19 protein-coding genes are annotated in these 20,589 nt (G+C 41.7%); 17 read left to right on the plus strand and 2 right to left on the minus strand.

The window, feature by feature from the left end; all coding sequences use genetic code 11:
• Positions 1-61: 61 nt before the first annotated feature.
• Positions 62-391: a GRAM domain-containing protein gene (locus CSV69_RS07975; protein ID WP_099693127.1), complete on the minus strand. Its 330-nt coding sequence runs from the start codon at positions 389-391 to the stop codon at positions 62-64.
• 286 nt (positions 392-677) lie between these two features.
• Here CSV69_RS07975 and CSV69_RS16640 point away from each other — a divergent pair, with 286 nt between their 5' ends.
• The 14 genes from CSV69_RS16640 to CSV69_RS08040 all read left to right on the plus strand — a co-directional run bounded on the left by CSV69_RS16640 (position 678) and on the right by CSV69_RS08040 (position 14,321).
• The gene (locus CSV69_RS16640; RefSeq protein ID WP_158232633.1) at positions 678-1,355 is read left to right on the plus strand and encodes a hypothetical protein; all 678 of its coding nucleotides are present in this window, start codon (positions 678-680) and stop codon (positions 1,353-1,355) included.
• Positions 1,310-2,287: a LacI family DNA-binding transcriptional regulator gene (locus CSV69_RS07985; protein WP_099693129.1), complete on the plus strand. Its 978-nt coding sequence runs from the start codon at positions 1,310-1,312 to the stop codon at positions 2,285-2,287. Before CSV69_RS16640 ends, CSV69_RS07985 begins: the two co-directional genes overlap by 46 nt.
• Complete coding sequence (gene rbsK / locus CSV69_RS07990) at positions 2,287-3,165, plus strand: ribokinase (RefSeq protein ID WP_099693130.1); 879 nt, start codon at positions 2,287-2,289, stop codon at positions 3,163-3,165. The genes CSV69_RS07985 and rbsK overlap by 1 nt, the downstream gene beginning before the upstream one ends.
• A complete protein-coding gene (gene rbsD, locus CSV69_RS07995; protein ID WP_099693131.1) occupies positions 3,162-3,551 on the plus strand; it encodes a D-ribose pyranase in 390 nt (129 codons plus the stop codon). Before rbsK ends, rbsD begins: the two co-directional genes overlap by 4 nt.
• Positions 3,552-3,567: 16 nt before the next feature.
• Positions 3,568-5,064 carry a sugar ABC transporter ATP-binding protein gene (locus tag CSV69_RS08000; RefSeq protein ID WP_085428259.1) on the plus strand — a complete coding sequence of 499 codons (1,497 nt, stop codon included), beginning with the start codon at positions 3,568-3,570 and terminating at the stop codon, positions 5,062-5,064.
• Entirely contained in the window at positions 5,051-5,992 is a 942-nt protein-coding gene (gene rbsC / locus CSV69_RS08005; protein ID WP_085428260.1) for a ribose ABC transporter permease, read from the plus strand. Before CSV69_RS08000 ends, rbsC begins: the two co-directional genes overlap by 14 nt.
• A gap of 15 nt (positions 5,993-6,007) precedes the next feature.
• Positions 6,008-6,943 carry a ribose ABC transporter substrate-binding protein RbsB gene (rbsB, locus tag CSV69_RS08010; protein ID WP_099693132.1) on the plus strand — a complete coding sequence of 312 codons (936 nt, stop codon included), beginning with the start codon at positions 6,008-6,010 and terminating at the stop codon, positions 6,941-6,943.
• A 264-nt stretch (positions 6,944-7,207) separates the two neighbouring features.
• Positions 7,208-8,461 carry a M20 family metallo-hydrolase gene (locus CSV69_RS08015; protein ID WP_099625104.1) on the plus strand — a complete coding sequence of 418 codons (1,254 nt, stop codon included), beginning with the start codon at positions 7,208-7,210 and terminating at the stop codon, positions 8,459-8,461.
• 35 nt (positions 8,462-8,496) lie between these two features.
• Entirely contained in the window at positions 8,497-8,721 is a 225-nt protein-coding gene (locus tag CSV69_RS08020; RefSeq protein WP_085428263.1) for a hypothetical protein, read from the plus strand.
• Positions 8,721-10,184, plus strand: coding sequence for a sodium:solute symporter family protein (locus tag CSV69_RS08025; RefSeq protein ID WP_085428264.1), 1,464 nt, complete (start codon positions 8,721-8,723; stop codon positions 10,182-10,184). The genes CSV69_RS08020 and CSV69_RS08025 overlap by 1 nt, the downstream gene beginning before the upstream one ends.
• Positions 10,185-10,223: 39 nt before the next feature.
• Positions 10,224-11,849 carry an amidohydrolase gene (locus tag CSV69_RS08030; protein WP_099693133.1) on the plus strand — a complete coding sequence of 542 codons (1,626 nt, stop codon included), beginning with the start codon at positions 10,224-10,226 and terminating at the stop codon, positions 11,847-11,849.
• A 245-nt stretch (positions 11,850-12,094) separates the two neighbouring features.
• Positions 12,095-12,250, plus strand: a complete 156-nt coding sequence (locus tag CSV69_RS17020) for a hypothetical protein (RefSeq protein WP_198166169.1) — start codon at positions 12,095-12,097, stop codon at positions 12,248-12,250.
• A 15-nt stretch (positions 12,251-12,265) separates the two neighbouring features.
• The gene (locus CSV69_RS08035) at positions 12,266-13,864 is read left to right on the plus strand and encodes a sodium/proline symporter (protein WP_099693134.1); all 1,599 of its coding nucleotides are present in this window, start codon (positions 12,266-12,268) and stop codon (positions 13,862-13,864) included.
• Positions 13,836-14,321, plus strand: a complete 486-nt coding sequence (locus CSV69_RS08040; protein WP_099693135.1) for a hypothetical protein — start codon at positions 13,836-13,838, stop codon at positions 14,319-14,321. The genes CSV69_RS08035 and CSV69_RS08040 overlap by 29 nt, the downstream gene beginning before the upstream one ends.
• A gap of 126 nt (positions 14,322-14,447) precedes the next feature.
• Here the strand turns inward: CSV69_RS08040 and CSV69_RS08045 are convergent, their stop codons facing one another.
• Positions 14,448-16,076 carry a PucR family transcriptional regulator gene (locus tag CSV69_RS08045; protein ID WP_233192350.1) on the minus strand — a complete coding sequence of 543 codons (1,629 nt, stop codon included), beginning with the start codon at positions 16,074-16,076 and terminating at the stop codon, positions 14,448-14,450.
• Between the two features lie 145 nt (positions 16,077-16,221).
• On the opposite strand from CSV69_RS08045, the gene CSV69_RS08050 reads away from it, so the two are divergent.
• From CSV69_RS08050 to ald, 3 genes are all read left to right on the plus strand, one after another.
• The gene (locus CSV69_RS08050) at positions 16,222-17,691 is read left to right on the plus strand and encodes a CoA-acylating methylmalonate-semialdehyde dehydrogenase (RefSeq protein ID WP_099693136.1); all 1,470 of its coding nucleotides are present in this window, start codon (positions 16,222-16,224) and stop codon (positions 17,689-17,691) included.
• On the plus strand, positions 17,681-19,081 hold the full coding sequence (locus CSV69_RS08055) for an aspartate aminotransferase family protein (protein ID WP_099693137.1): 1,401 nt from the start codon (positions 17,681-17,683) through the stop codon (positions 19,079-19,081). The genes CSV69_RS08050 and CSV69_RS08055 overlap by 11 nt, the downstream gene beginning before the upstream one ends.
• 163 nt (positions 19,082-19,244) lie before the next feature.
• Positions 19,245-20,384 carry an alanine dehydrogenase gene (gene ald, locus CSV69_RS08060; protein WP_099625108.1) on the plus strand — a complete coding sequence of 380 codons (1,140 nt, stop codon included), beginning with the start codon at positions 19,245-19,247 and terminating at the stop codon, positions 20,382-20,384.
• Positions 20,385-20,589: the final 205 nt, after the last annotated feature.

Consider the following 20,589-nt stretch of genomic DNA (forward strand, 5'->3'; position numbering starts at 1 on the left):
GCGCTACTTAGTAGCAACTACTTAAAAAGTTGTCCACTAATCGGCACGGCAATCTTCATGTTTATTTATTCTCCATTAAACTCCAAACGGTTTTGATAATATCATCACACTTGACGAACAATGTACTCTCCAAAACGAAGGTATTTATAGTGCCGTCATTCAACTCTACGGTAATGCCATTCGGTACGATGCCTAATACATATGACGAATCAATATTATTGATATCCTGAATAGTAAATTCCATCGCGTCTCTTTTGAAATGCATATTTCGTGGCTGGAAAAGAAAGCGTTGATCTGTAATAAATAAATCCCCACTAACGTAATCTATACTTTTGCGTAAATCTACCGGGATTTCATATAGGACATTTTCATTTTCATGAGAAACTATCATACCGATCTCTCCTTTATGGATAGTAACGAAGACTCCATTTCCATTTTACCTATATAAATATGTATAAACAAGTGATGTTGATTCTTTTAGCGAAGAGGTGAGTGGGGGTAGTCGCTCTATGCTGGCCCGGGTTCGCTCTATCATGCGCGCTATTCGCTCTATGTAAGTCTGTGATCGCTCTATCCACCGCGTTATCCGCTCTATGTGAGTCCGCATCCGCTCTATCAGCCGCGCTATCCGCTCAATGCGAGATCGCGCCCGCTCTATTGGCTGGGATATCCGCTCTATGCGAGCCCGCGCCCGCTCTATCGGCCGTGATATTCGCTCTAACAGGGTCCGCATCCGCTCTTATCGGCCGCGTTATCCGCTCTATGTGAGTCCGCGCCCGCTCTATCGGCTGGGATATCCGCTCTATGCGAGCCCGCATCCGCTCTATCATCCGCGCTATCCGCTCTATGCGAGCCCGCATCCGCTCTATCGGCCGCGCTATCCGCTCTATGCGAGCCCGCGCCCGCTCTATCGGCTGGGATATCCGCTCTATGCGAGCCCGCGACCGCTCTATCAGCCGCGCTATCCGCTCTATGCGAGCCGGCATCCGCTCTATCATCCGCGCTATCCGCTCTATGCGAGCCCGCGCCCGCTCTATCGGCTGGGATATCCGCTCTATGCGAGCCCGCGCCCGCTCTATCAGCCGCGTTATCCGCTCTATGCGAGCCCGCGACCGCTCTATCAGCCGCGCTACCCGCTCTATGCGATTCCGCGCCCGCTCTATCCACCGCGCTATCCGCTCTATGCCAGCCCACGACCGCTCTATTTCCCTATTGACACTAAAAAACCTTGTCTGTTATCATTATGTGTAACCGGTACCACATATGAATGTGATACCGGTTACATATCGAGAGATTGTAGGTGGAATAGTTGGCTAATATACGGGATGTCGCGCAACATGCAGGGGTTTCAGTAGCGACTGTTTCACGTTATTTAAATAATAAAGGATACATAAGTGAAGAAGCGAAACGAGTCATTGGCAAAGCCGTTGAGGAATTGAACTATGAGCCAAGCATGATCGCGCGTTCGCTCAGTACGAAGCAATCGACGTTTATTGGATTGATTGTGCCAGATATCGTCAATCCATTTTTTCCGGAACTTGCACGTGCGATAGAAGATATCGCGTTAGCTTATAGATACACTGTCATCCTATGCAATTCAGATGAAGACTTGGAAAAGGAAATTAATTATGTCCGAACGCTTCAGCAGAAATATGTAGCCGGTTTTATTGTGGCGACGAGTCATGTAGAGGCTGAACATTACACCGGTTTGGACGTTCCGATCGTAGCGATTGACCGCAGAATTCATTCGTCGATTCCGTATATTGCGACGGATAACCGCGAAGGTGCGCGCATTGGAACGGAGCATTTATTACAGAGTGGCTGTAAAAATATTCTTTGTATGCGAGGGCCATCGGGATTAGGTCCTGCAGATGATCGATTTGCTGGGTTCAATGATGCTGTGAACGGGAAAGATATAGAAACTCATATTATTGAATGTCCCTTCCATTTTGAAATAGCTGAGACGATGGTGAAGAAGGTGTTGCAAGACGTGCCGATCGATGGGATTTTTGCAAGTAGTGATGTCACCGCGGCAGGTGCAATGAAGGCTGCGTATTCTTTAGGCATACACGTACCGGATCGGCTTCAAATCGTAGGGTATGACGGAACGATGTTAGCGAGCCAATTAACGCCAGGCCTAACAACGGTTGCTCAGGACTTATACAAAATTGGTGCGATGGCAGCAAGAATGCTTATTAAATTAATTGAAGGGCACGAGCTGACGGAGCGTGAAGTACTAATTCCGGCAGAGTTGCTCATTCGTGAGACGACAAGGAGTGAGACGTGATGATAACGGTCATTGGCAGTGCCAATATGGATTTGGTAGTTGGCACGGAGAACTTTCCGGATCAAGGCGAGACGGTTCTTGGAAATGTGTTCGATACGGTGCCGGGTGGAAAAGGCGCGAATCAGGCAATTGCGGCAGCGCGACTAGGTAGCGAAACGCATATGGCGGCTTGTGTTGGGAATGATATGTTCGGTACGAGTATATTGAATAATCTAGAGCAAAACAAAGTCGGTGTCACAGGTGTTCGTGTGGTTGAAGGAGCTTCCGGTATTGCGAATATTTTACTTTCGGAGGGAGATAATCGGATTATCGTCGTTCCGGGTGCCAATTCTTCGTTGATGCCTAGTTATATTGACGAAATTGAGGAACTCATCAAGCGCAGTAAACTGGTGATGCTTCAATTGGAAATTCCTATTCCGACCGTTATCTATGCGTTGGCGAAATGCCAAGCACTCAATATTCCCGTGATGTTAAATCCTGCACCAGCAAGCGGCTTTGAGCTCGATATGATGCCATCGATCAAGTACTTGACGCCGAATGAAACGGAATGTGAGCAGATCTTCGGCATGGATATGGTAAGTGCATTAGAAAAGTATCCGAACCGTTTGATTATTACGCTAGGTAGCGATGGTGCGCGGTTCTTTGATGGAGAAAAGCATGTGATCGTAGAGAGCTTTAAGACAAATGTTGTGGATACAACAGGCGCAGGTGATACGTTTAACGGAGCGCTTGCACATGGTATTGTAACCGGCATGGAGTTGGAACAAGCAGTTCGTTTTGCGAATGCAGCGGCTTCGCTTTCCGTAGAGAAGTTTGGCGCACAAGGTGGCATGCCTTCATTTGAAGAAGTGGAAGCGCGTTTGGAGGAAAGACGATGAAAAAGCAAGGTATGATCAATCGTGATATTGCGGCGGTGCTCGCTAAGATGGGGCACACGGATCAACTAACGATAGCTGATTGCGGTCTACCAATTCCAGAAGGTGTTCCTTGTATCGATCTTTCGTATACACTCGGAAAACCTTCATTTACTGAAGTACTAACTGAACTATTACAAGACTTTCAAGCAGAAAAAGTATATATTGCTGGTGAAATAAAAGTAGAGAACCCGACAGTTTATAATGAAATCACACAAATAGAATGTCCGATAGATGAGCTGACACATGAGCAATTGAAAGAACAATCAAGTCGATCAAAAGTAATTATTCGTACAGGAGAAGCGACACCTTACGCCAATATTATCGTGCAGTCGGGCGTCATATTCTGAAAGTGGGTGAGCAGAGATGATTGCGATGAGCGGGATATCGAAAAGTTTTAATGGAAATAAAGTGCTCGACAATGTGGAGTTTAATGTGGTGAAAGGTGAAATCCATGCGCTTATGGGTGAGAATGGCGCAGGGAAATCGACGATGATGAAGATTTTGACAGGGATTTATACGCGTGATTCAGGTGAGATCTACGTCAAAGGTGAGAAAGTAGAGTTCAAAAGTGCTAAAGAAGCCGAGGCTGCAGGCATTGCGGTTATTCACCAAGAGCTTAATATTTTACCTGACTTAACCGTTGCGGAGAACTTTTATTTAGGTAAAGAAAAGACGTTCGGCAAGACTGGGATTTTGAAGACGAAGGAAATGAATCGTCAAGCAGAAGAGATTCTATCGAAGTTAGGATTGAATGTTGATGCACGTACCATCACGCGTGAATTATCTGTCGGCAAACAGCAGATTATTGAAATTGCAAAGGCGGTTTCTTCTAATGCCGAACTGATTGTGATGGATGAGCCGACTGCAGCACTGACGGATCGTGAAATCGAAACGTTATTTAAAACGGTTCGCGCATTGCAGGCAGAAGGCGTTTCATTCGTTTATATATCACACCGCATGGAAGAGATTTTCGCGATGTGCGACCGCATTACCATTTTGCGAGACGGTCAATACGTCGGTGTTCGAAATATTAAAGATACGACGTTTGAAGAAATCGTCCAGATGATGGTCGGACGTGAATTGGGTGAACGATTCCCAGCACGTGCTTGTGAAATAGGCGATGTGAAATTGAAAGTAGAAAACCTCTCGCGCAGTGACTATTTTGAAGATGTATCATTTGAAGTGCGAAAAGGTGAAATCGTCGGTATTGCCGGATTGATGGGTGCCGGGCGTACGGAAGTGATTCAATCTATTTTCGGCTTTAAGAAGCCAACTGCAGGTAAAGTTTTCATTGATGGAAAGCATGTAGTAATTTCGAATCCTTTACAAGCGAAAAAGCTTGGGATCGGATACGTTACGGAAGACCGGAAATCTGAAGGGTTAATTCTTGAATTTTCGGTACGAGAAAATATGTGCCTGACCAATTTCAATCGTATTTCTAACTCAGGAGTCATTCAACGAACGAAAGAAAATCAGTTGTATGACACGATGTCTCAACGTCTCGGTGTTCGCACATCTGGACCTGAACAAAGCGTCAAGTCGTTGAGCGGTGGTAACCAGCAAAAGGTAGTTATCGCGAAATGGCTTGGGATTGAGCCGGACATTCTATTCTTGGATGAACCGACAAGAGGCGTCGACGTTGGAGCGAAGAAAGAAATTTACAGCATCATCAATGAGTTGGCTGAGCGTGGAGTTGCGATTGTGATGATTTCATCTGAACTACCAGAAGTGATCGGTATGGCGGACCGCGTGCTCGTCATGCACGAAGGCCAGTTGATGGCCAACTTGCCAAAAGAAGAAATGACACAGGAACGGATTATGCATTTTGCAACAGGAGGTGACAAAGTTGTCCAAAACTAATATGAAATCGTCCATACAGAAATTGGGGCCGGTCATTGGTTTACTTTTGATCATTGTCATTATTTCAGTTATGAGTCCAAGCTTTTTAACGTTGAACAACTTGTTCAACGTATTGCGTCAAGTTTCAATTAACGCCTTGATTGCGTTCGGGATGACGTTTGTCATTTTGACAGGCGGAATCGATTTGTCGGTCGGATCGATTCTCGCGCTAACGGGTGCTGTAACAGCTGGCATGATGTCGGGCGGTATGGATCCAATTTTGGCTATGCTACTCGGTGTATTATTGGGTGTTCTGCTCGGTGCAATTAACGGATTGATCATTGCGAAAGGTAAGGTCGCACCATTTATTGCAACACTTGCGACTATGACCATTTTCCGCGGATTAACGTTGGTCTATACTGAAGGCCGACCGATTTCAGGACTTGGTGATTCATTCACTTTCCAAATGCTCGGTAAAGGATATATTCTAGGTATTCCCGTTCCGGTCGTTACGATGGCTATCTCCTTTGCGGTGCTGTACTTCATATTGAAGAAAACAACGTTTGGACGCCGCGTCTATGCGGTAGGTGGCAACGAAGAAGCGTCACGTCTTTCTGGAATCAACGTCGATCGAATCAAAATTTATGTGTATTCATTGGCGGGTGGATTGACGGCCATTGCTGCATTAATTTTGACGTCACGCTTGAATTCCGCGCAGCCGACAGCTGGTAATATGTTCGAACTCGATGCCATCGCTGCTGTAGTACTTGGTGGGACTAGCTTGACTGGCGGTCGTGGTTGGATTGTTGGTACGTTAGTCGGCGCATTGATTATTGGTGTATTGAACAATGGTTTGAATTTGATTGGCGTATCCTCTTTCTTCCAACAGGTCGTAAAGGGTGCAGTTATATTAATCGCAGTGCTCTTGGATCGCAAAAAAACAGCATAAGGAGATGAGAAGTGTATGAAGAATATTAAATGGTTATTGCTTATGGCAGTCGTGTTCGTAATGGCAGCTTGTTCGTTGGATCAGCCGGGTTCAGAATCTTCATCAGGTAACAACGGAGATGCAGCAAAAGACGAGGACAAAGCATATAAGATCGGTCTTTCTGTATCCACGTTGAACAACCCGTTCTTCGTAACATTGAGTGACGGAGTGAAGGAGCAAGCAAAAGATTCAGGTTCAGAAGTTATAGTAGTAGATGCACAAGATGACGCATCTAAACAAGCAAGTGATGTAGAAGATTTAATTCAACAAGGTGTAGATTTACTGATCATCAACCCGACAGATTCTGAAGCGGTTGTATCTGCAGTAGAATCAGCTAACAGCTCGAACATTCCGGTCATTACAGTAGACCGTAGTGCAGAAGGTGGAGAAGTGGTTTCCCACATCGCGTCGGATAATAAAGCAGGCGGCGTGTTGGCAGGAGAATATATGCTTGAGTTACTTGGCGAAGATAATGCACAAGTAGCAGAGCTTGAAGGTATCGCAGGGTCATCGGCAGCACGTGACCGTGGAGCCGGCTTTAACGAAGCGGTAGAAGGTAAAGTAAATATCGTTGCAAAACAAACAGCGAACTTTAACCGCGCAGAAGGATTGACGGTTATGGAAAATATTTTGCAAGCAAATCCAGACATCAAAGGTGTATTTGCACATAATGATGAGATGGCGCTAGGTGCATTGGAAGCGATTCAGTCGGCTGGTAAAGATATTCAAGTAATTGGATTCGACGCTACGGACGACGCAGTCAAGTCTGTTCAAGATGGCAAGTTGTCAGCGACGGTTGCACAGAAGCCTGAGGAAATCGGGAAGAAGGCAATGGAAGCGGCGGTTGCTACGCTAAATGGCGAGGACGTAGAAGCGGACATTCCAGTTGAGTTAGAGTTAATTAAAGAGTAAGTATAGTTTAGAGAAGCTCCCCAGCTATAATTATGGCTGGGGAGTTTTTTTGCGAAATAAAGTATTAATCCTGCTTTGACAACTCATTGTCTCAATGACTACTCTACTTGTAAAAACAGATTTAATTTAAAAGTAAAAAGATTAGACTATTTGTATGTCTTTATATTCGAAATATTTACACTATGTCAAGTGAGCATAGACAGATTTGAATATATAATCAATAATAGAGCTGGAATAGAATTATAAGGTTGAAGGAGTGTTGAAATGAAAGCGTTATCAAAATCGATTAATGCAGGTAGATTGAATGATAATCTTCAAAGTTTAGCAGAGATAGGTAAAATCGGTTCGACAGGGGTATCAAGACTCGCACATTCACCTGAAGATAAACAAGCTGTCTTACACGTTAAAAAGTATATGGATGGAATAGGATTGCATACAACAATTGATCATTTTGGAAACTTGATTGGCAGAATGGATGGATTAGCAAATGATGCGCCAGCATTAGTCATAGGCTCTCATATAGATTCACAGCCATACGGTGGAAGATATGATGGTGCGCTCGGCGTGATGGGGGCATTAGAAGTACTGGAATCTTTTTATGAAGATAAAATCATACCCGAGATCCCTATTATTTTAATTGCCTTTGCTGATGAAGAGGGTTCTCGTTTCAATAAAGGATTATTTGGTGTTAGAGGCATCCTAGATAAGCTAGAAGAAGGAGAACTAGATCGTCAGGATAAGACAGGTATGACTAGGCGTGAGGCACTCATTGAATTTGGAGCGGATCCATCAAAGTTTACAGAATGTCTAATAGATACTTCAAAGATCGCAGCATTTTTAGAACTACATATTGAACAAGGGCCTGTGCTAGAAGCAAAAGATGAGCCGATTGGTATTGTGACAGGCATCTCAGGTCCGTTATGGATGACGGTTGAAATGGAGGGGCTTGCAGGACATGCTGGATCTGTTCCTATGTCGATGCGGCAAGATGCATTAGTTGGCGCTGCTAAAGTCATTGTAAAATTAAATGAATTAGCACAAGAAATTCCTGAGGCACCGACCGTTAGTACTGTAGGAAGCTTGCAAGTATTTCCTGATTCCCGCAATATCATTCCCGAAAAAGTTACTTTCACTGTAGATCTTCGTGATATTGATGAGAATAGACGTGATAAAATCGAGAAAGTTTTACGACAGCATATAGATGAAATTGCAGAAGAACACGGCTTGACCTATAAAATCAGTGAAGATACGAGGAACGAGCCACGATTCTGCAACGAAAACATTATGCAAATCATGCGAGAAGAAAGTAGTGAAATGGGTTTAACACCACCTGAGTTAATGAGTGGACCATTTCATGATTCACTTCAAATGTCCTATGTATGTGATTATGGAATGATTTTTGTTCGCTCCAAAGATGGTATAAGTCACAATCCAAAGGAGTATAGTTCACCAGAAGATATTGCATTAGGAGCAGAATTACTCTATAAGACCGTATTTAGAATGGCTTGTCAAAAGTAATAGATTACAAAATAAAGTATTGATGGAGGAATTCAATGAGTAGGAAAAAGTTTAATACCATTTATGTTATTACTGTTACTATCCCTTTTCTATTGCTAATATTTCCGTTGTTTGAGCTAGCTAATCGAGCAACGCCAATAGTTATGGGACTTCCCTTTTCATTCTTCTATATTATCTTAGTTATACTACTTACGTTTGTTGCAATAATCATACTGCATCAATTTGATCCAGATCGCGCGTTGGAAGAAGGTGATGAATAATGGAAAATTGGCTAATCGCATTAATCATTATGGTGGGTTACTTAGTTATTGCATTAGTAGTCGGGGTGTGGGCAGGTAAAGGGCAAGATTCCAGTTCTCTAGATGAGTTTGCTGTTGCAGGAGGTAAATTAGGGTTAATCGTTATGTGGTTCTTGATGGGTGGAGCTGTATTTAGCGCCTTCTCATTCTTAGGTGCACCAGGTTGGGCATATGAAAAAGGAGCCCCTGCTTATTATATTATCATCTATACAGCTTTTGCGATTCTTCCTTGGTATATCATCGGACCTAAGATATCTAAGATCGGTAAAAAGTTTAATTTGTATACGCTTTCATCCTTTTTGAGAATTCGATATAAAAGTAGATGGCTCGGTATTATTGTTGGTGTACTTGCTTTACTAGCATCCATACAATACTTAGCTACTCAACTGACTGGAATGGCACATATCTTTAACATCATGACTGAAGGGCGAATTCCATTTTGGCTGGGAGGACTCCTTGCATATGGCATTGTTGTTGTCTATGTAGCAACAGGAGGATTGCGTGCTGCAGCTTGGTCAGACGTATTCCAGGGACTATTGATGATTATCATTTCATGGGTCGTAGGATTGGCTATAGTAAATCAGTTGCATGATTCAGTTGGTGTGATGTTCACGAATATCGCTACAGAAACACCTGAATTTTTACAGATTGGAAAAGAAGGGTCAAATATGGGGACTATACCATTCACGACTACTATTCTAGTCTCTGTAATCGGATTTCTTATGTGGCCGCATCTATTCACAAAATCTTATGCGACAGGTCCTAGAGTCATAAAGAAAACGGTTCTGGTTTATCCGATTTTCGCATTATTCCTAGTACCACTATTGCTAGTAGGATTTGCGGCTAAAGGAATTGTAGATGCGAACTTGATTGAAAGTGCGGATCAGATTCTACCATTCTTAATCACAACTGTCATGAATTTGCCAGGCTGGGTATATGGATTAGTTGGTGCGGGTGCACTTGCTGCTGCGATGTCATCTGCTGATGCGATTACACACAATGCTACACTGGAAACGACAGATGGGATTATTCGCGCTATATTTAAAGATCTGCCTGATAAGACGGTATTGACTATCATGCGCGTAGGTGTCTTTGTAATCGGAGGATTGGCATATATTATCACGATTTTTGGTGGGCAAGGATTAATTGTCTTGCTATTAGGTGCTTATGGGGCGATCGTTCAATTCGCACCAGGTGTGTATAGTGCGTTATATTGGAGACGTGCTACCGCAGCTGGCGTCATCAGCGGACTAGTAGTGGGAGCGGCGTTGAATTTCTACTTCCAATTGGTCGCAGAATCCACACCATTTGGAATGCATGCCGGAATCATTGGATTGATTGCTAATGTGATCATCATGATAGTTGTAAGTCTATTTACGAAGACTGCTGGGAATGAAGAGGAAGACATTTATCTTCGCAGCTAACTATCATATGTTCATTTAAATTTGGAGAGGTGGCTAATTATGCACGCAGACATAGTATTTACTAATGGAGAAGTACTGACAGTTGATCAAAACGAAACTATTGCAGAAGCCGTGGCGGTGAAAGATCATATTATTGTCGCTGTAGGCAAGAACGATGAGATAGAATGTTATATTGGAGAAGAGACTAGGGTTATTGATTTGGAAGGCAAATCTCTCCTCCCAGGGTTTATAGATCCGCACTTGCACCTGACTATCTATGGAACAAACTTACTAGGTATTAGTTGTGCAAGTCCTGACATTCATTCCTTGGAAGATTTGTTTGCTGAAATTAAAAAACGTGCTACATCCACTCCTAAGGGTGAATGGATTCGTGTGACGAGTTTTAATGAAAGTGCTGTGAAGGAGGAGCGTTTTCCTACTATACAGGAGCTTGACGCGATTTCCACTGAACATCCAATAGTGATTATTAGAGTATGTAATCATACGTCTATTGCAAATAGCAAAGCAATGGAGCTTGCAGGGATTACAAGAGAAACTGTGAATCCAGCTGGCGGAGAAATAGAACGAGATTCATCAGGTGACTTGACAGGGAAAATGATTGAAAACGCACATATGCAATTATTCAGCGTAGCAGATTATAGCGAAGAGGAAATTGCACAAGGACTAAAGCTAGCATCCCAAGTATTCGTGGAATCTGGTATCACGAGTCTCCATGACGCAGGCAGCTACGGATGGGGACCGGATATTTTACAATTGATTAAAAAAGCAATAGATTCTGGCGATGTGAAAAACAGAGTTTATACTCTCATTGGTTCATTGACGGATTCGGAGTCTTTCGTTCGACATATGATCGATGAAGGAGCGGTAACTGGAGATGGCGATGAGTGGCTCAAAATTGGACCGGCTAAACTCTTTACAGATGGCAGTAGTACAGGACCAACATTAGCCACTCGCGAGCCATACGATAGTGATCCAACAGATACAGGCATTCTGTATTACGAACAGGATAGAATGAATGAAATACTTGGGGAAGCACATCGCAAAGGTTATCAAATCACTGCACACGCTCAGGGAGATAGAGCGATTGAAATGTTGCTGAACTGTATAGAAAATGCATTAAATGAAAATCCGCGTTCCGATCACCGCCACCGCATTGAACATGCGGGGATTGCGAGCCCTGATCTTCAAGAGCGAATGAAGGAATTAGGAGTTGTCATTATTCCTAATCCAGCTTTCATCTACGCAAATGGTGATTCCTATATTAAAAACTTTGGGGATCGTGTAAATGTAATGTATCCAGCAAATGATTACTTAGAAAAAGGAATTCCATTTGCATTCGCTTCTGATACGCCAATAGTAGATCGTAACCCACTTCTTGGCATCCATGCAGCTGTCAATAGAAAATCTATTTCAGGACAGGATGTAGGAGTAAGCCAACGAGTAAGTGTGCAAGATGCGATAAAGGCCTATACCTATATGGGGGCCTATGCTAGTTTTGATGAAAAAATAAAAGGTAGTATAGAAGTCGGGAAATTAGCTGATTTGGTTATATTGGATGAAAGTATACTTTCATTGGATACAGAAAAAATAAAAGATGTGTCCGTGGTCATGACGATTATCGATGGGGTAGTCGAGTATGAAAAGCCCCTTAGCCATGTGAAATAAGAAGTAACTTCAATTTTATAATTAATGTACGCAACAAAATGAGGACTATAGAAAGCTCTTTTATGAAGGGGCTACTCTATAGTCCTTTTTTATGTGTAACTACTTACAGAATATCCATGAATTACAAAACATCTAATCTCTATTGATATTTCATTACACTATGTCCAATGTGTTACAGCTGATTTACAAATATAATAGATTAAATAGTCTGATAACATTTTCGGATCTAATGAGGAGGTGAAAATATGCTTGGATTTCCTGCTGAAACATTTTGGTGGTTTGTACCATGGCCTTTTATTTGGGTAGGATTGGCTGTAATCATATACTTTAAATTAAAGCGAGAAGATGATCTAGAAGATGAAATGGACGAACATGAAAAACAACAACAAAATATGCAGTAACAATGGGGGGATTCAATGAGTATCGATGGGATTATTTTTATTGTCTACCTTGGCGTTCTATTAACGATTGGTTTATGGTTTTCCAGAAAATCATCATCCTCGACAGAACAATATTTACTTGGTGGTCGTTCTCTAGGGCCTGCTGTTACTGCAATGACCATGCAAACGACTGCAATGAGCGGGTTCATGTTTATGGGTGCTCCTGCTATGGCCTTTAAATACGGCTGGTATGCTATTTGGTACGCTATTGGAGATGCGGGTGGATCCATCATCAACCTATCCGTTTTAGGTAAACGGATGAGAAGAATGTCTGAAATTATGGGAGCGCTTTCACCGATTGAATATTTAGAGAAACGCTTTGAAAGTCCGAGCGTTCGTGTAGTAGGATCGATTATCTCCATCGTCTTTTTATTCGGTTATGTTTGCGCCCAGTTTATTGCAGCTGGAAAGGCTATGGCTACACTAACAGGCTTCACGTATGAACTGTCTTTAATTATCGGTATTAGCGTCATTATCGTCTACACGGTAGCTGGAGGCTATTTAGCTGTTGCGTATACCTCATTTGTACAAGGATTGATTATGGTGTTTGGCGTTGTAGGTATCGGTTTCCTTGCGTATTTCCATGTAGGGGGATTGACTGGATTGAACGTTGCCTTAAAAGCTATTGATCCTACCTACTTGAGTATCTGGGGTAAAGGTTTGGCATATTATGGGCAATGGGGAATGGTGATTGGTGCAATCCTTATCTATTCTATAGGCTATATGGGACTCCCACACGTAGTCGTTCGCCATATGTCTATGAAGAGTACGAAAACAGTAAAAGGAGCAGTCATGATCAGTGCTATTTGGAACCAATTTTTCATTTTCGTTCCTTATATTTTAGGATTGATCGGTATCATTTTGCTTCCTACAATTGCAGATCCTGAAATGATTATTACTGAACTGGCCTATACGTTATTCCCAGGAATCTTTGCAGCATTATTGCTTTCGGCAATTATGTCTGCTGTTATGTCCACTGCAGATTCTATCTTGATGCAAGCGGGATCTATTCTTTCGCGTGACGTGTATCAACGGTTCATCAACAAGAATGCTAGTCAAAAAACTATGATTCTCGTATCCAGACTGTGTATTTTAATGGGAGGTATTGTAGGTGTAATTGTAGCGATCTATGAGCCGCCATCGGTATTTGCATTAGTTCTGTTTGCGTTCGGTACACTAGGAAATGCTTTCTTAGTTCCATATGTTTCATCCGTCTACTATAAAAAAGCTAATTATATAGGCTGCTTATCTGCCATGATCGGTGGAGCGATGACAAATATTATTTGGACTTCCATGTCATTGGAAACATCGACTGGACTTCATCCGTTTTTGGCAGGTCTAATTGTATCTATTCTAGGTATGATGATTGGAAGTCAATTTGGTCGACAGCCTTCAGAAGAAGTACAAGAAGCATTTGAACAGTCTAGGAAAAAGCGCTATTTTTCAAAGGAGTTTGATCGCAACATTACACGCGATCTGGCGCCAGAGGCGAGTAATGTATCTAAGTTTTTGATGAACGATAAATATTTCGCGGGAGTAGATAGTTATGAGCACCCTGTTAGTACAAGAAATTGATTTTTCGGAAGAAGAAGTATTGCTTGGGTTGCAACAATATGAAAAACAAACGCTGTTTCACATTCAAGATTTAATTTACTATCCCTATTACTTCTTTGAATATCAAGTAAGCGCAAAAAGTTTGCTGAAGTTTAAGGGGAAAGTGGCCTGTACGGTAGACGCACTTGGTGGAAGAGGTTCACTTGTAGACGTCAAACCTATGTTTTTTGAACGGACAGTAGAAACTGGAAGAATTCCTCAGCCTGTCATTGCAGAGGAAGATGCCATTAGTATAGCGGAGCGATTTGTTTTTGATAATGCTTCCTCAAAAGCAAAATTCGTAACAATGCCTAAAATCATAGAAGTACAAAGAAATCTTTTTTATCGCCCTTTTTGGTTGACGGATTTCAAGTTGCCGAATAATAAGCAAGGACAACTTATTGTAGATGCAGTTAGCGGTAGTTATCATCCATTATGACGCAGGATAGAACTAAATAAACTAGCTCTTATTGCAGGGGGAAGTAGTAGTTCTTGAATACGAAGAGATGTCATGCACTTACAGCCACTACTTGTATAGTCCAGGAAGTAGCAGCTGTAAGTTATATTAATCATTTTTGACTAAAATTTGTTTGGCCATAATAGCCACTTCGAGCGCAATGCGATTTAGGGGAGACATGAAATTCGGACCAAGTATCGTTTCGATTTTTTCCAGTCGGTGATATAGCGTTTGCCGAACAATAAAGAGACGATCTGCCGTTTCTTTTTTTGAGCCTCCACACTCAAGATAAATACGTAGAGTTTCAAATAACTCACTGTCTGTTTTAGTGTCATAGTCAATTAAAGATTGGAGATAATCTTCTACATAGTGATCAAGGTATCCTTCATCTTTAATCAATAGAAGCAATCTATAAATACCTAAGTCTTCATAGTAATCACTTTCAAATGAAAAACTTTGCTTAATATCCACTACTTTTTTGGCTTCCATATAGCCAGTTGGAATCTTTGAAGGGTCTTGGTGTACAGAGCTAATACCAAATTTATACGTACGACCGTTAGAGAAAGCATTATCATCCGTACTCTGGATCTGCTTGATTAGCTGAGTGAAGCGATTTGTATCTTTTATACGCTGATCGGATGCAATGAAGGAGGCAACGATTGTGATTTCATTTTTACTAACTGTAAGAGCGGGGAAAATACTGTGTCGCTTACAAAGTGAACGAATGATCATAGCCTGCTGCGAACGGATTTCTTCCCAATTATAGTCATCTATTACGGAGTCATGAGTATCCATTTGAATCATTAAAATACGATAATGTGTATTACGACTTTTCGTTGGTAAATAAAATTGATAATCCTCTTGTTCTACTGAACGACCATGTAGTAAATTACGAACAAATTCATCTTCATAATGTTGGTTTCTCTCTTGTATAGTACGATTTCGAAGTAATATTTGCGCAATGGCTAGAGAGGCTCGATCTAAAATTAAATAAATAAAGTCATCAGCCAGCGATTGTGGTAGATGTAAACACAGATAACCTAAGTCTTGGCCTAAACCACTTGTTGACAGCAGTGCGAATGGTTCTCCGTTTACCATGTATACGTCGTGCTCAAAAGTTTCTGTACGATTATCATTTAAGAAACGCTGCAGATCATCTTTCCAAGTTTTTGATTCAATAGGGTAATAATAGGATCTTTCATCGTCAGAAATAAACAACACATCTTGTTTAAAATGCACTTGTATCTCTTGTAAGATTTTTAAAATTCCATTAGGCATTAAGCTCAACTCATTAAATTTCCGAGATAGTGTATCGATTTTTGAAAGCATCTCATAATGCCGATTAATGATTACTGTATGCAAGTCTTGTGAAATATCAACAAACTTTACAGACTTCTCAAAAATAATGATAGGAAAGTTTTGATCATCAGCAAAGTCAATAATATCCTGCTGCACCTCACTAAGGTGAACTCCAATTTCAACACATAGACATGCCACATTCAATTCAATTAACTGTTTTATATAGTGTAATTGTGTTTCTGTATCAAGCTGTAAATGTATGCCCGTTGTTAAAATGATTTCACCTCCGTTGACCAATGAGCTGAAATCGCTTACTTCGAGTATGTGTGACCATCTAACTTGACGATCTAAGCCGTTTTTTCCTGCTAAGAGTCTTGCATGCTTAAAGGTGTCGCGGGCAAGGACGTCTTGAACAGTCAAAGAAAGTTCGTTCATCATTACAGACCTCCATAACGTAAAAAAATACTTGGAACAATGTTACACAATGTAAAATGAAAGTTATTAGAATAGTCGTTAAACTATAGATAGTAGCTTAGCTCAAGTCTTGCTCTAAAGCAAGGTTAGAAGAAGGGGAGGAAGAAAAATGAATACATTGGTTGTAGAAAAGAAAGCGCTTTCTAATTTTATTAATGGACAATGGGTAAAATCACTCACGGATAAATATGAAGAGGTGCCAAATCCTGCCACAGGCGAAATTATTGCGGAAGTACCCGTTTCAACTGCGGAAGATCTACAAGTTGCCGTAGATGCAGCCAAAAAAGCTTTTTCTTCATGGAAGAAAGTTGCGGTACCGCAAAGGGCTCGTATTCTATTTAAGTATCAGCAACTTCTTGTGGCTCATTGGGAGGAGCTGGCACAACTAATTACAATAGAGAATGGAAAAAACTATGCAGAAGCTTATGGAGAAGTTCTGCGTGGGATTGAGTGTGTGGAATTTGCTTCAGGGGCACCAACCTTGATGATGGGTTACCAACTACCCGATATTGCTACCAACATTGAATCGGGTATGTATCGCTATCCTTTAGGAGTTGTCGGGGGGATTACACCGTTTAACTTCCCCATGATGGTTCCTTGTTGGATGTTCCCACTTGCCATTGCAGCAGGTAATACGTTCATTTTGAAACCTTCAGAGCGTACACCTCTTTTAGCGAATAGATTAGCAGAGCTATTAACTGAAGCGGGACTACCAGATGGAGTTTTCAATATCGTTCATGGAGCACATGATATCGTTAACGGAATTTTAAGCCATCCAGACATACCGGCAGTTTCATTTGTAGGATCGCAGCCGGTTGCAGAGTATGTATATAAAACAGGAACTGCTAATGGTAAGCGTGTTCAAGCACTAGCAGGTGCTAAGAACCATTCGATCGTTATGCCGGATGCAAATATGGATTTAACAGTTACGAATATCACCAATGCAGCATTTGGTTCTGCTGGTGAAAGATGTATGGCTGCTGCTGTCGTGGTCGCAGTTGGAGATATTGCTGACGAACTTGTGAAACGATTAGTTGAAGAGGCAAATAATATGACGATTGGAAATGGTTTGGAAGAAGGAGTGTTCCTTGGACCTGTTATTCGTGAGTCGCATAAAGATAAGACACTTTCTTACATCGAAGCAGGTATTGAAGAGGGCGCTAATCTCGTTCGTGATGGCCGTGGCGATCAATCTACTTCAGAAGGCGGCTATTTCGTAGGACCGACAATATTTGAAGGCGTTACGACCGAAATGCGAATTTGGAAGGAAGAAATCTTCGCGCCGGTACTCTCGGTGATCAGAGTAGAGACATTAGACGAAGCGATTCAACTTACAAATGAGTCAGATTTCGCGAATGGTGCTTGTTTGTACACAGATAGCTCGAAGGCTATTCGTCAATTCCGAGAAGAAATCGATGCAGGAATGCTCGGTATTAATCTAGGTGTACCAGCGCCTATGGCATTCTTCCCATTCTCTGGCTATAAGAAGTCATTTTACGGCGATTTGCATGCAAACGGCCGTGATGGAATTGAATTCTACACACGCAAGAAAATGTTGACTGCACGTCATGAATATTGAGAAAAGGGAGGAACGCATATTGAAAACTATACATGAACAGGATCAAAATAATAAACAGTCATTGACAGAACAAAATCGAGATAAAGTATGGCATCATATTTCTGCTTATAATGAAAAGAATCCACCGATGATTATTGAGAGTGGAGACAATGCATGGATTACAGATCATAAAGGAAATCGTTATTTAGATGGCATGTCAGGATTATGGTGTGTGAATGTCGGTTACGGAAGAGAAGAAATTGCAAAAGTTGCATATGAGCAAATGAAAAAACTAGCATATGTTCCGATGACACAAAGCCATGAACCGGCCATTCAACTTGCTGCTAAATTAAATGAAATGTTGGGAGACGACTATAAAATCTTCTATTCTAATAGTGGATCGGATGCGAATGAAGTAGCATTTAAACTAGTACGTCAATACCATCAGCAAAATGGGCAACCATCCCGATATAAATTCCTTTCCCGCTATCGTGCGTATCACGGAAGTTCAATGGGTGCATTATCTGCTACAGGCCAAGCACTTCGAAAGTATAAGTATGAACCACTAGTGCCAGGATTCTTGCATGTAGCGCCTCCGGATAACTATCGAAAACCAGAAGGGATTTCGGTGGAAGAATACAATATCCAGCGTGCTTTAGAGCTTGAAGAAAAGATTATTTGGGAGCAAAAAGAGACAATCGCAGGAATCATTATGGAGCCACTTATTACAGGTGGTGGGATTTTGATTCCACACCCGATCTACTTAGAGAAGGTGCAAGAGATCTGTACACGCCATGGCGTTCTATTAATTATCGACGAAGTAATTTGCGGATTTGGGCGTACTGGAAAAGCATTTGGACACCAACACTTCAAGGTGAAACCTGATATTGTGACGATGGCAAAAGGTTTGACTAGCGCATACTTGCCGTTATCAGTTACCGCAATCCGAAAAGACATTTACGAAAAGTTCGATACGGGCGAAGAGCATAGTCATTTGCGCCATGTGAATACATTTGGAGGCAATCCGGCAGCTTGTGCAGTCGCACTAAAGAACTTAGAAATTTTGGAACGTGAAGACTTAATCAATCGTTCTGCTGAACTTGGCGATCGTTTGTCGGATGAGCTGGCTAGTTTGAAAGATCACCCGTATGTAGGAGACATCAGAAGTCTTGGATTCTTAATGGGTATTGAGATGGTAGAAGACAAAAATACTAAAGAGCCTGCTTCAAATGCTCGTATTACAAAAATCATTGGAGAATGTAAGGCGAACGGACTTATTGTTGGCCGAAACGGCGAAACAGTAGAAGGTTTCAATAACGTGCTTGCACTATGTCCGCCACTTTCCTGCACAGATGAAGACTTTGACTTTATTGTATCTGTTATTAAAAAAGTCTTTAAAGAGAATGAGTAAATAGTGAGTCTATCCTTTACATGCATAAAGAAGTACCTCTTGTCTACTTGATGTAGTGAGCAGCTAGAGGTGCTTCTTCTATGCAATACTTTCTATTTCTTTACTAGCGTTATAACAGCCGAAAACTACGTAATGTTTATCTTTTATTCGAGGAGGAATGAGCATGTTAATTGGTGTACCGAAGGAAATTAAAAATAATGAAAATCGGGTAGCGATGACTCCGGCAGGCGTTTTCACACTTTGTACGTCAGGCCATGAAGTACTTATTGAAACGGGAGCGGGTCTAGGATCTAGTTTTACAGATGAGAGCTACGTTGAAGCAGGGGCTAAAATTGTCCAGACAGCAGAAGAAGCGTGGAATGTAGACATGGTGATGAAAGTAAAGGAACCGATCGCTTCTGAATACCGCTTTTTCCGCAAAGGATTAATACTGTTCACGTATTTACATTTGGCATCTGAAGTAGAGTTGACGAATGCACTCCTTGAAAATGAAGTAGTAGGTCTTGCTTATGAAACGGTTCAGCTACCTAATCATTCATTACCTCTGCTCGCTCCAATGAGTGAAGTGGCTGGAAGGATGGCTACACAAATTGGCGCTCAGTATCTTGAGAAAACAAAAGGTGGAAAAGGTGTTCTACTAGCTGGCGTGCCTGGTGTGTCTCGTGGAAAAGTCGTAGTGATTGGTGGAGGGCAGGCGGGTGCTAACGCGGCTCGTATTGCTGTAGGCATGGGTGCTCACGTAACGGTTCTAGATCTATCAGTCGATCGTTTACGTCATTTGGATGAAATTTTCGGTAATAGTATACAGACACTCGTTTCCAATCCATTTAACATCTCAGAATCTGTTAGAGAAGCAGATCTGGTGATAGGGGCAGTACTCATTCCAGGAGCCAAAGCACCTAAGCTTGTATCTGAAGAAGCGGTTCAATCGATGAAACCTGGATCCGTTTTAGTGGATATTGCCATCGATCAAGGAGGCATTTTTGAAACGTCGGATCGAGTGACAACACATGATGATCCAATCTACGTTAAGCATGATGTAGTGCATTATGCAGTTGCTAATATGCCAGGTGCTGTGCCACAAACATCTACTATGGCATTGACTAATGTAACGGTTCCTTATGCACTCCAAATTGCTAATAAAGGGTTTAAGCAAGCGCTTCTAGATAATGAAGCACTACGTAAAGGGTTAAATACAGTGAATGGAAGCGTAACATACAAAGCAGTGGCTGAAGCGCAGGATCTGCAGTATGTATCTGCAGAATCCATTCTGGAAAACAGTGATTTAGTTACAAGTGTATGAAATGAACACGTTATGTTAGTAAGCGAAATAATATAAGTCGTAATAGAAAAACCACTTACTTGAGACACACTTTAGAAATGAAGTGTGTTTCAAGTGAAGTGGCTTTTTGTGTCTATCAAAGTATTGCGGAGATAGTTGTTTTATTTAATAAGATTTCTAGTAACATCCTGTATAATTATCGAAAAGGGAGGTTACTAGAATTGAA

Source organism: Sporosarcina sp. P26b, assembly GCF_002743245.1.
In the GTDB taxonomy this organism is placed as follows: Bacteria; Bacillota; Bacilli; order Bacillales_A; family Planococcaceae; genus Sporosarcina; species Sporosarcina ureae_C.

Coding starts and splice junctions, on each gene's coding strand:
- CSV69_RS07975 (WP_099693127.1), bottom strand. CDS start 391: ATGATAGTTTCTCATGAAAATGAAAATGTCCTATATGAAATCCCGGTA.
- CSV69_RS16640 (WP_158232633.1), top strand. CDS start 678: ATGCGAGCCCGCGCCCGCTCTATCGGCCGTGATATTCGCTCTAACAGG.
- rbsK (WP_099693130.1), top strand. CDS start 2,287: ATGATAACGGTCATTGGCAGTGCCAATATGGATTTGGTAGTTGGCACG.
- rbsD (WP_099693131.1), top strand. CDS start 3,162: ATGAAAAAGCAAGGTATGATCAATCGTGATATTGCGGCGGTGCTCGCT.
- CSV69_RS08000 (WP_085428259.1), top strand. CDS start 3,568: ATGATTGCGATGAGCGGGATATCGAAAAGTTTTAATGGAAATAAAGTG.
- rbsB (WP_099693132.1), top strand. CDS start 6,008: ATGAAGAATATTAAATGGTTATTGCTTATGGCAGTCGTGTTCGTAATG.
- CSV69_RS08015 (WP_099625104.1), top strand. CDS start 7,208: ATGAAAGCGTTATCAAAATCGATTAATGCAGGTAGATTGAATGATAAT.
- CSV69_RS08020 (WP_085428263.1), top strand. CDS start 8,497: ATGAGTAGGAAAAAGTTTAATACCATTTATGTTATTACTGTTACTATC.
- CSV69_RS08025 (WP_085428264.1), top strand. CDS start 8,721: ATGGAAAATTGGCTAATCGCATTAATCATTATGGTGGGTTACTTAGTT.
- CSV69_RS08030 (WP_099693133.1), top strand. CDS start 10,224: ATGCACGCAGACATAGTATTTACTAATGGAGAAGTACTGACAGTTGAT.
- CSV69_RS17020 (WP_198166169.1), top strand. CDS start 12,095: ATGCTTGGATTTCCTGCTGAAACATTTTGGTGGTTTGTACCATGGCCT.
- CSV69_RS08035 (WP_099693134.1), top strand. CDS start 12,266: ATGAGTATCGATGGGATTATTTTTATTGTCTACCTTGGCGTTCTATTA.
- CSV69_RS08040 (WP_099693135.1), top strand. CDS start 13,836: ATGAGCACCCTGTTAGTACAAGAAATTGATTTTTCGGAAGAAGAAGTA.
- CSV69_RS08045 (WP_233192350.1), bottom strand. CDS start 16,076: ATGATGAACGAACTTTCTTTGACTGTTCAAGACGTCCTTGCCCGCGAC.
- CSV69_RS08050 (WP_099693136.1), top strand. CDS start 16,222: ATGAATACATTGGTTGTAGAAAAGAAAGCGCTTTCTAATTTTATTAAT.
- CSV69_RS08055 (WP_099693137.1), top strand. CDS start 17,681: ATGAATATTGAGAAAAGGGAGGAACGCATATTGAAAACTATACATGAA.
- ald (WP_099625108.1), top strand. CDS start 19,245: ATGTTAATTGGTGTACCGAAGGAAATTAAAAATAATGAAAATCGGGTA.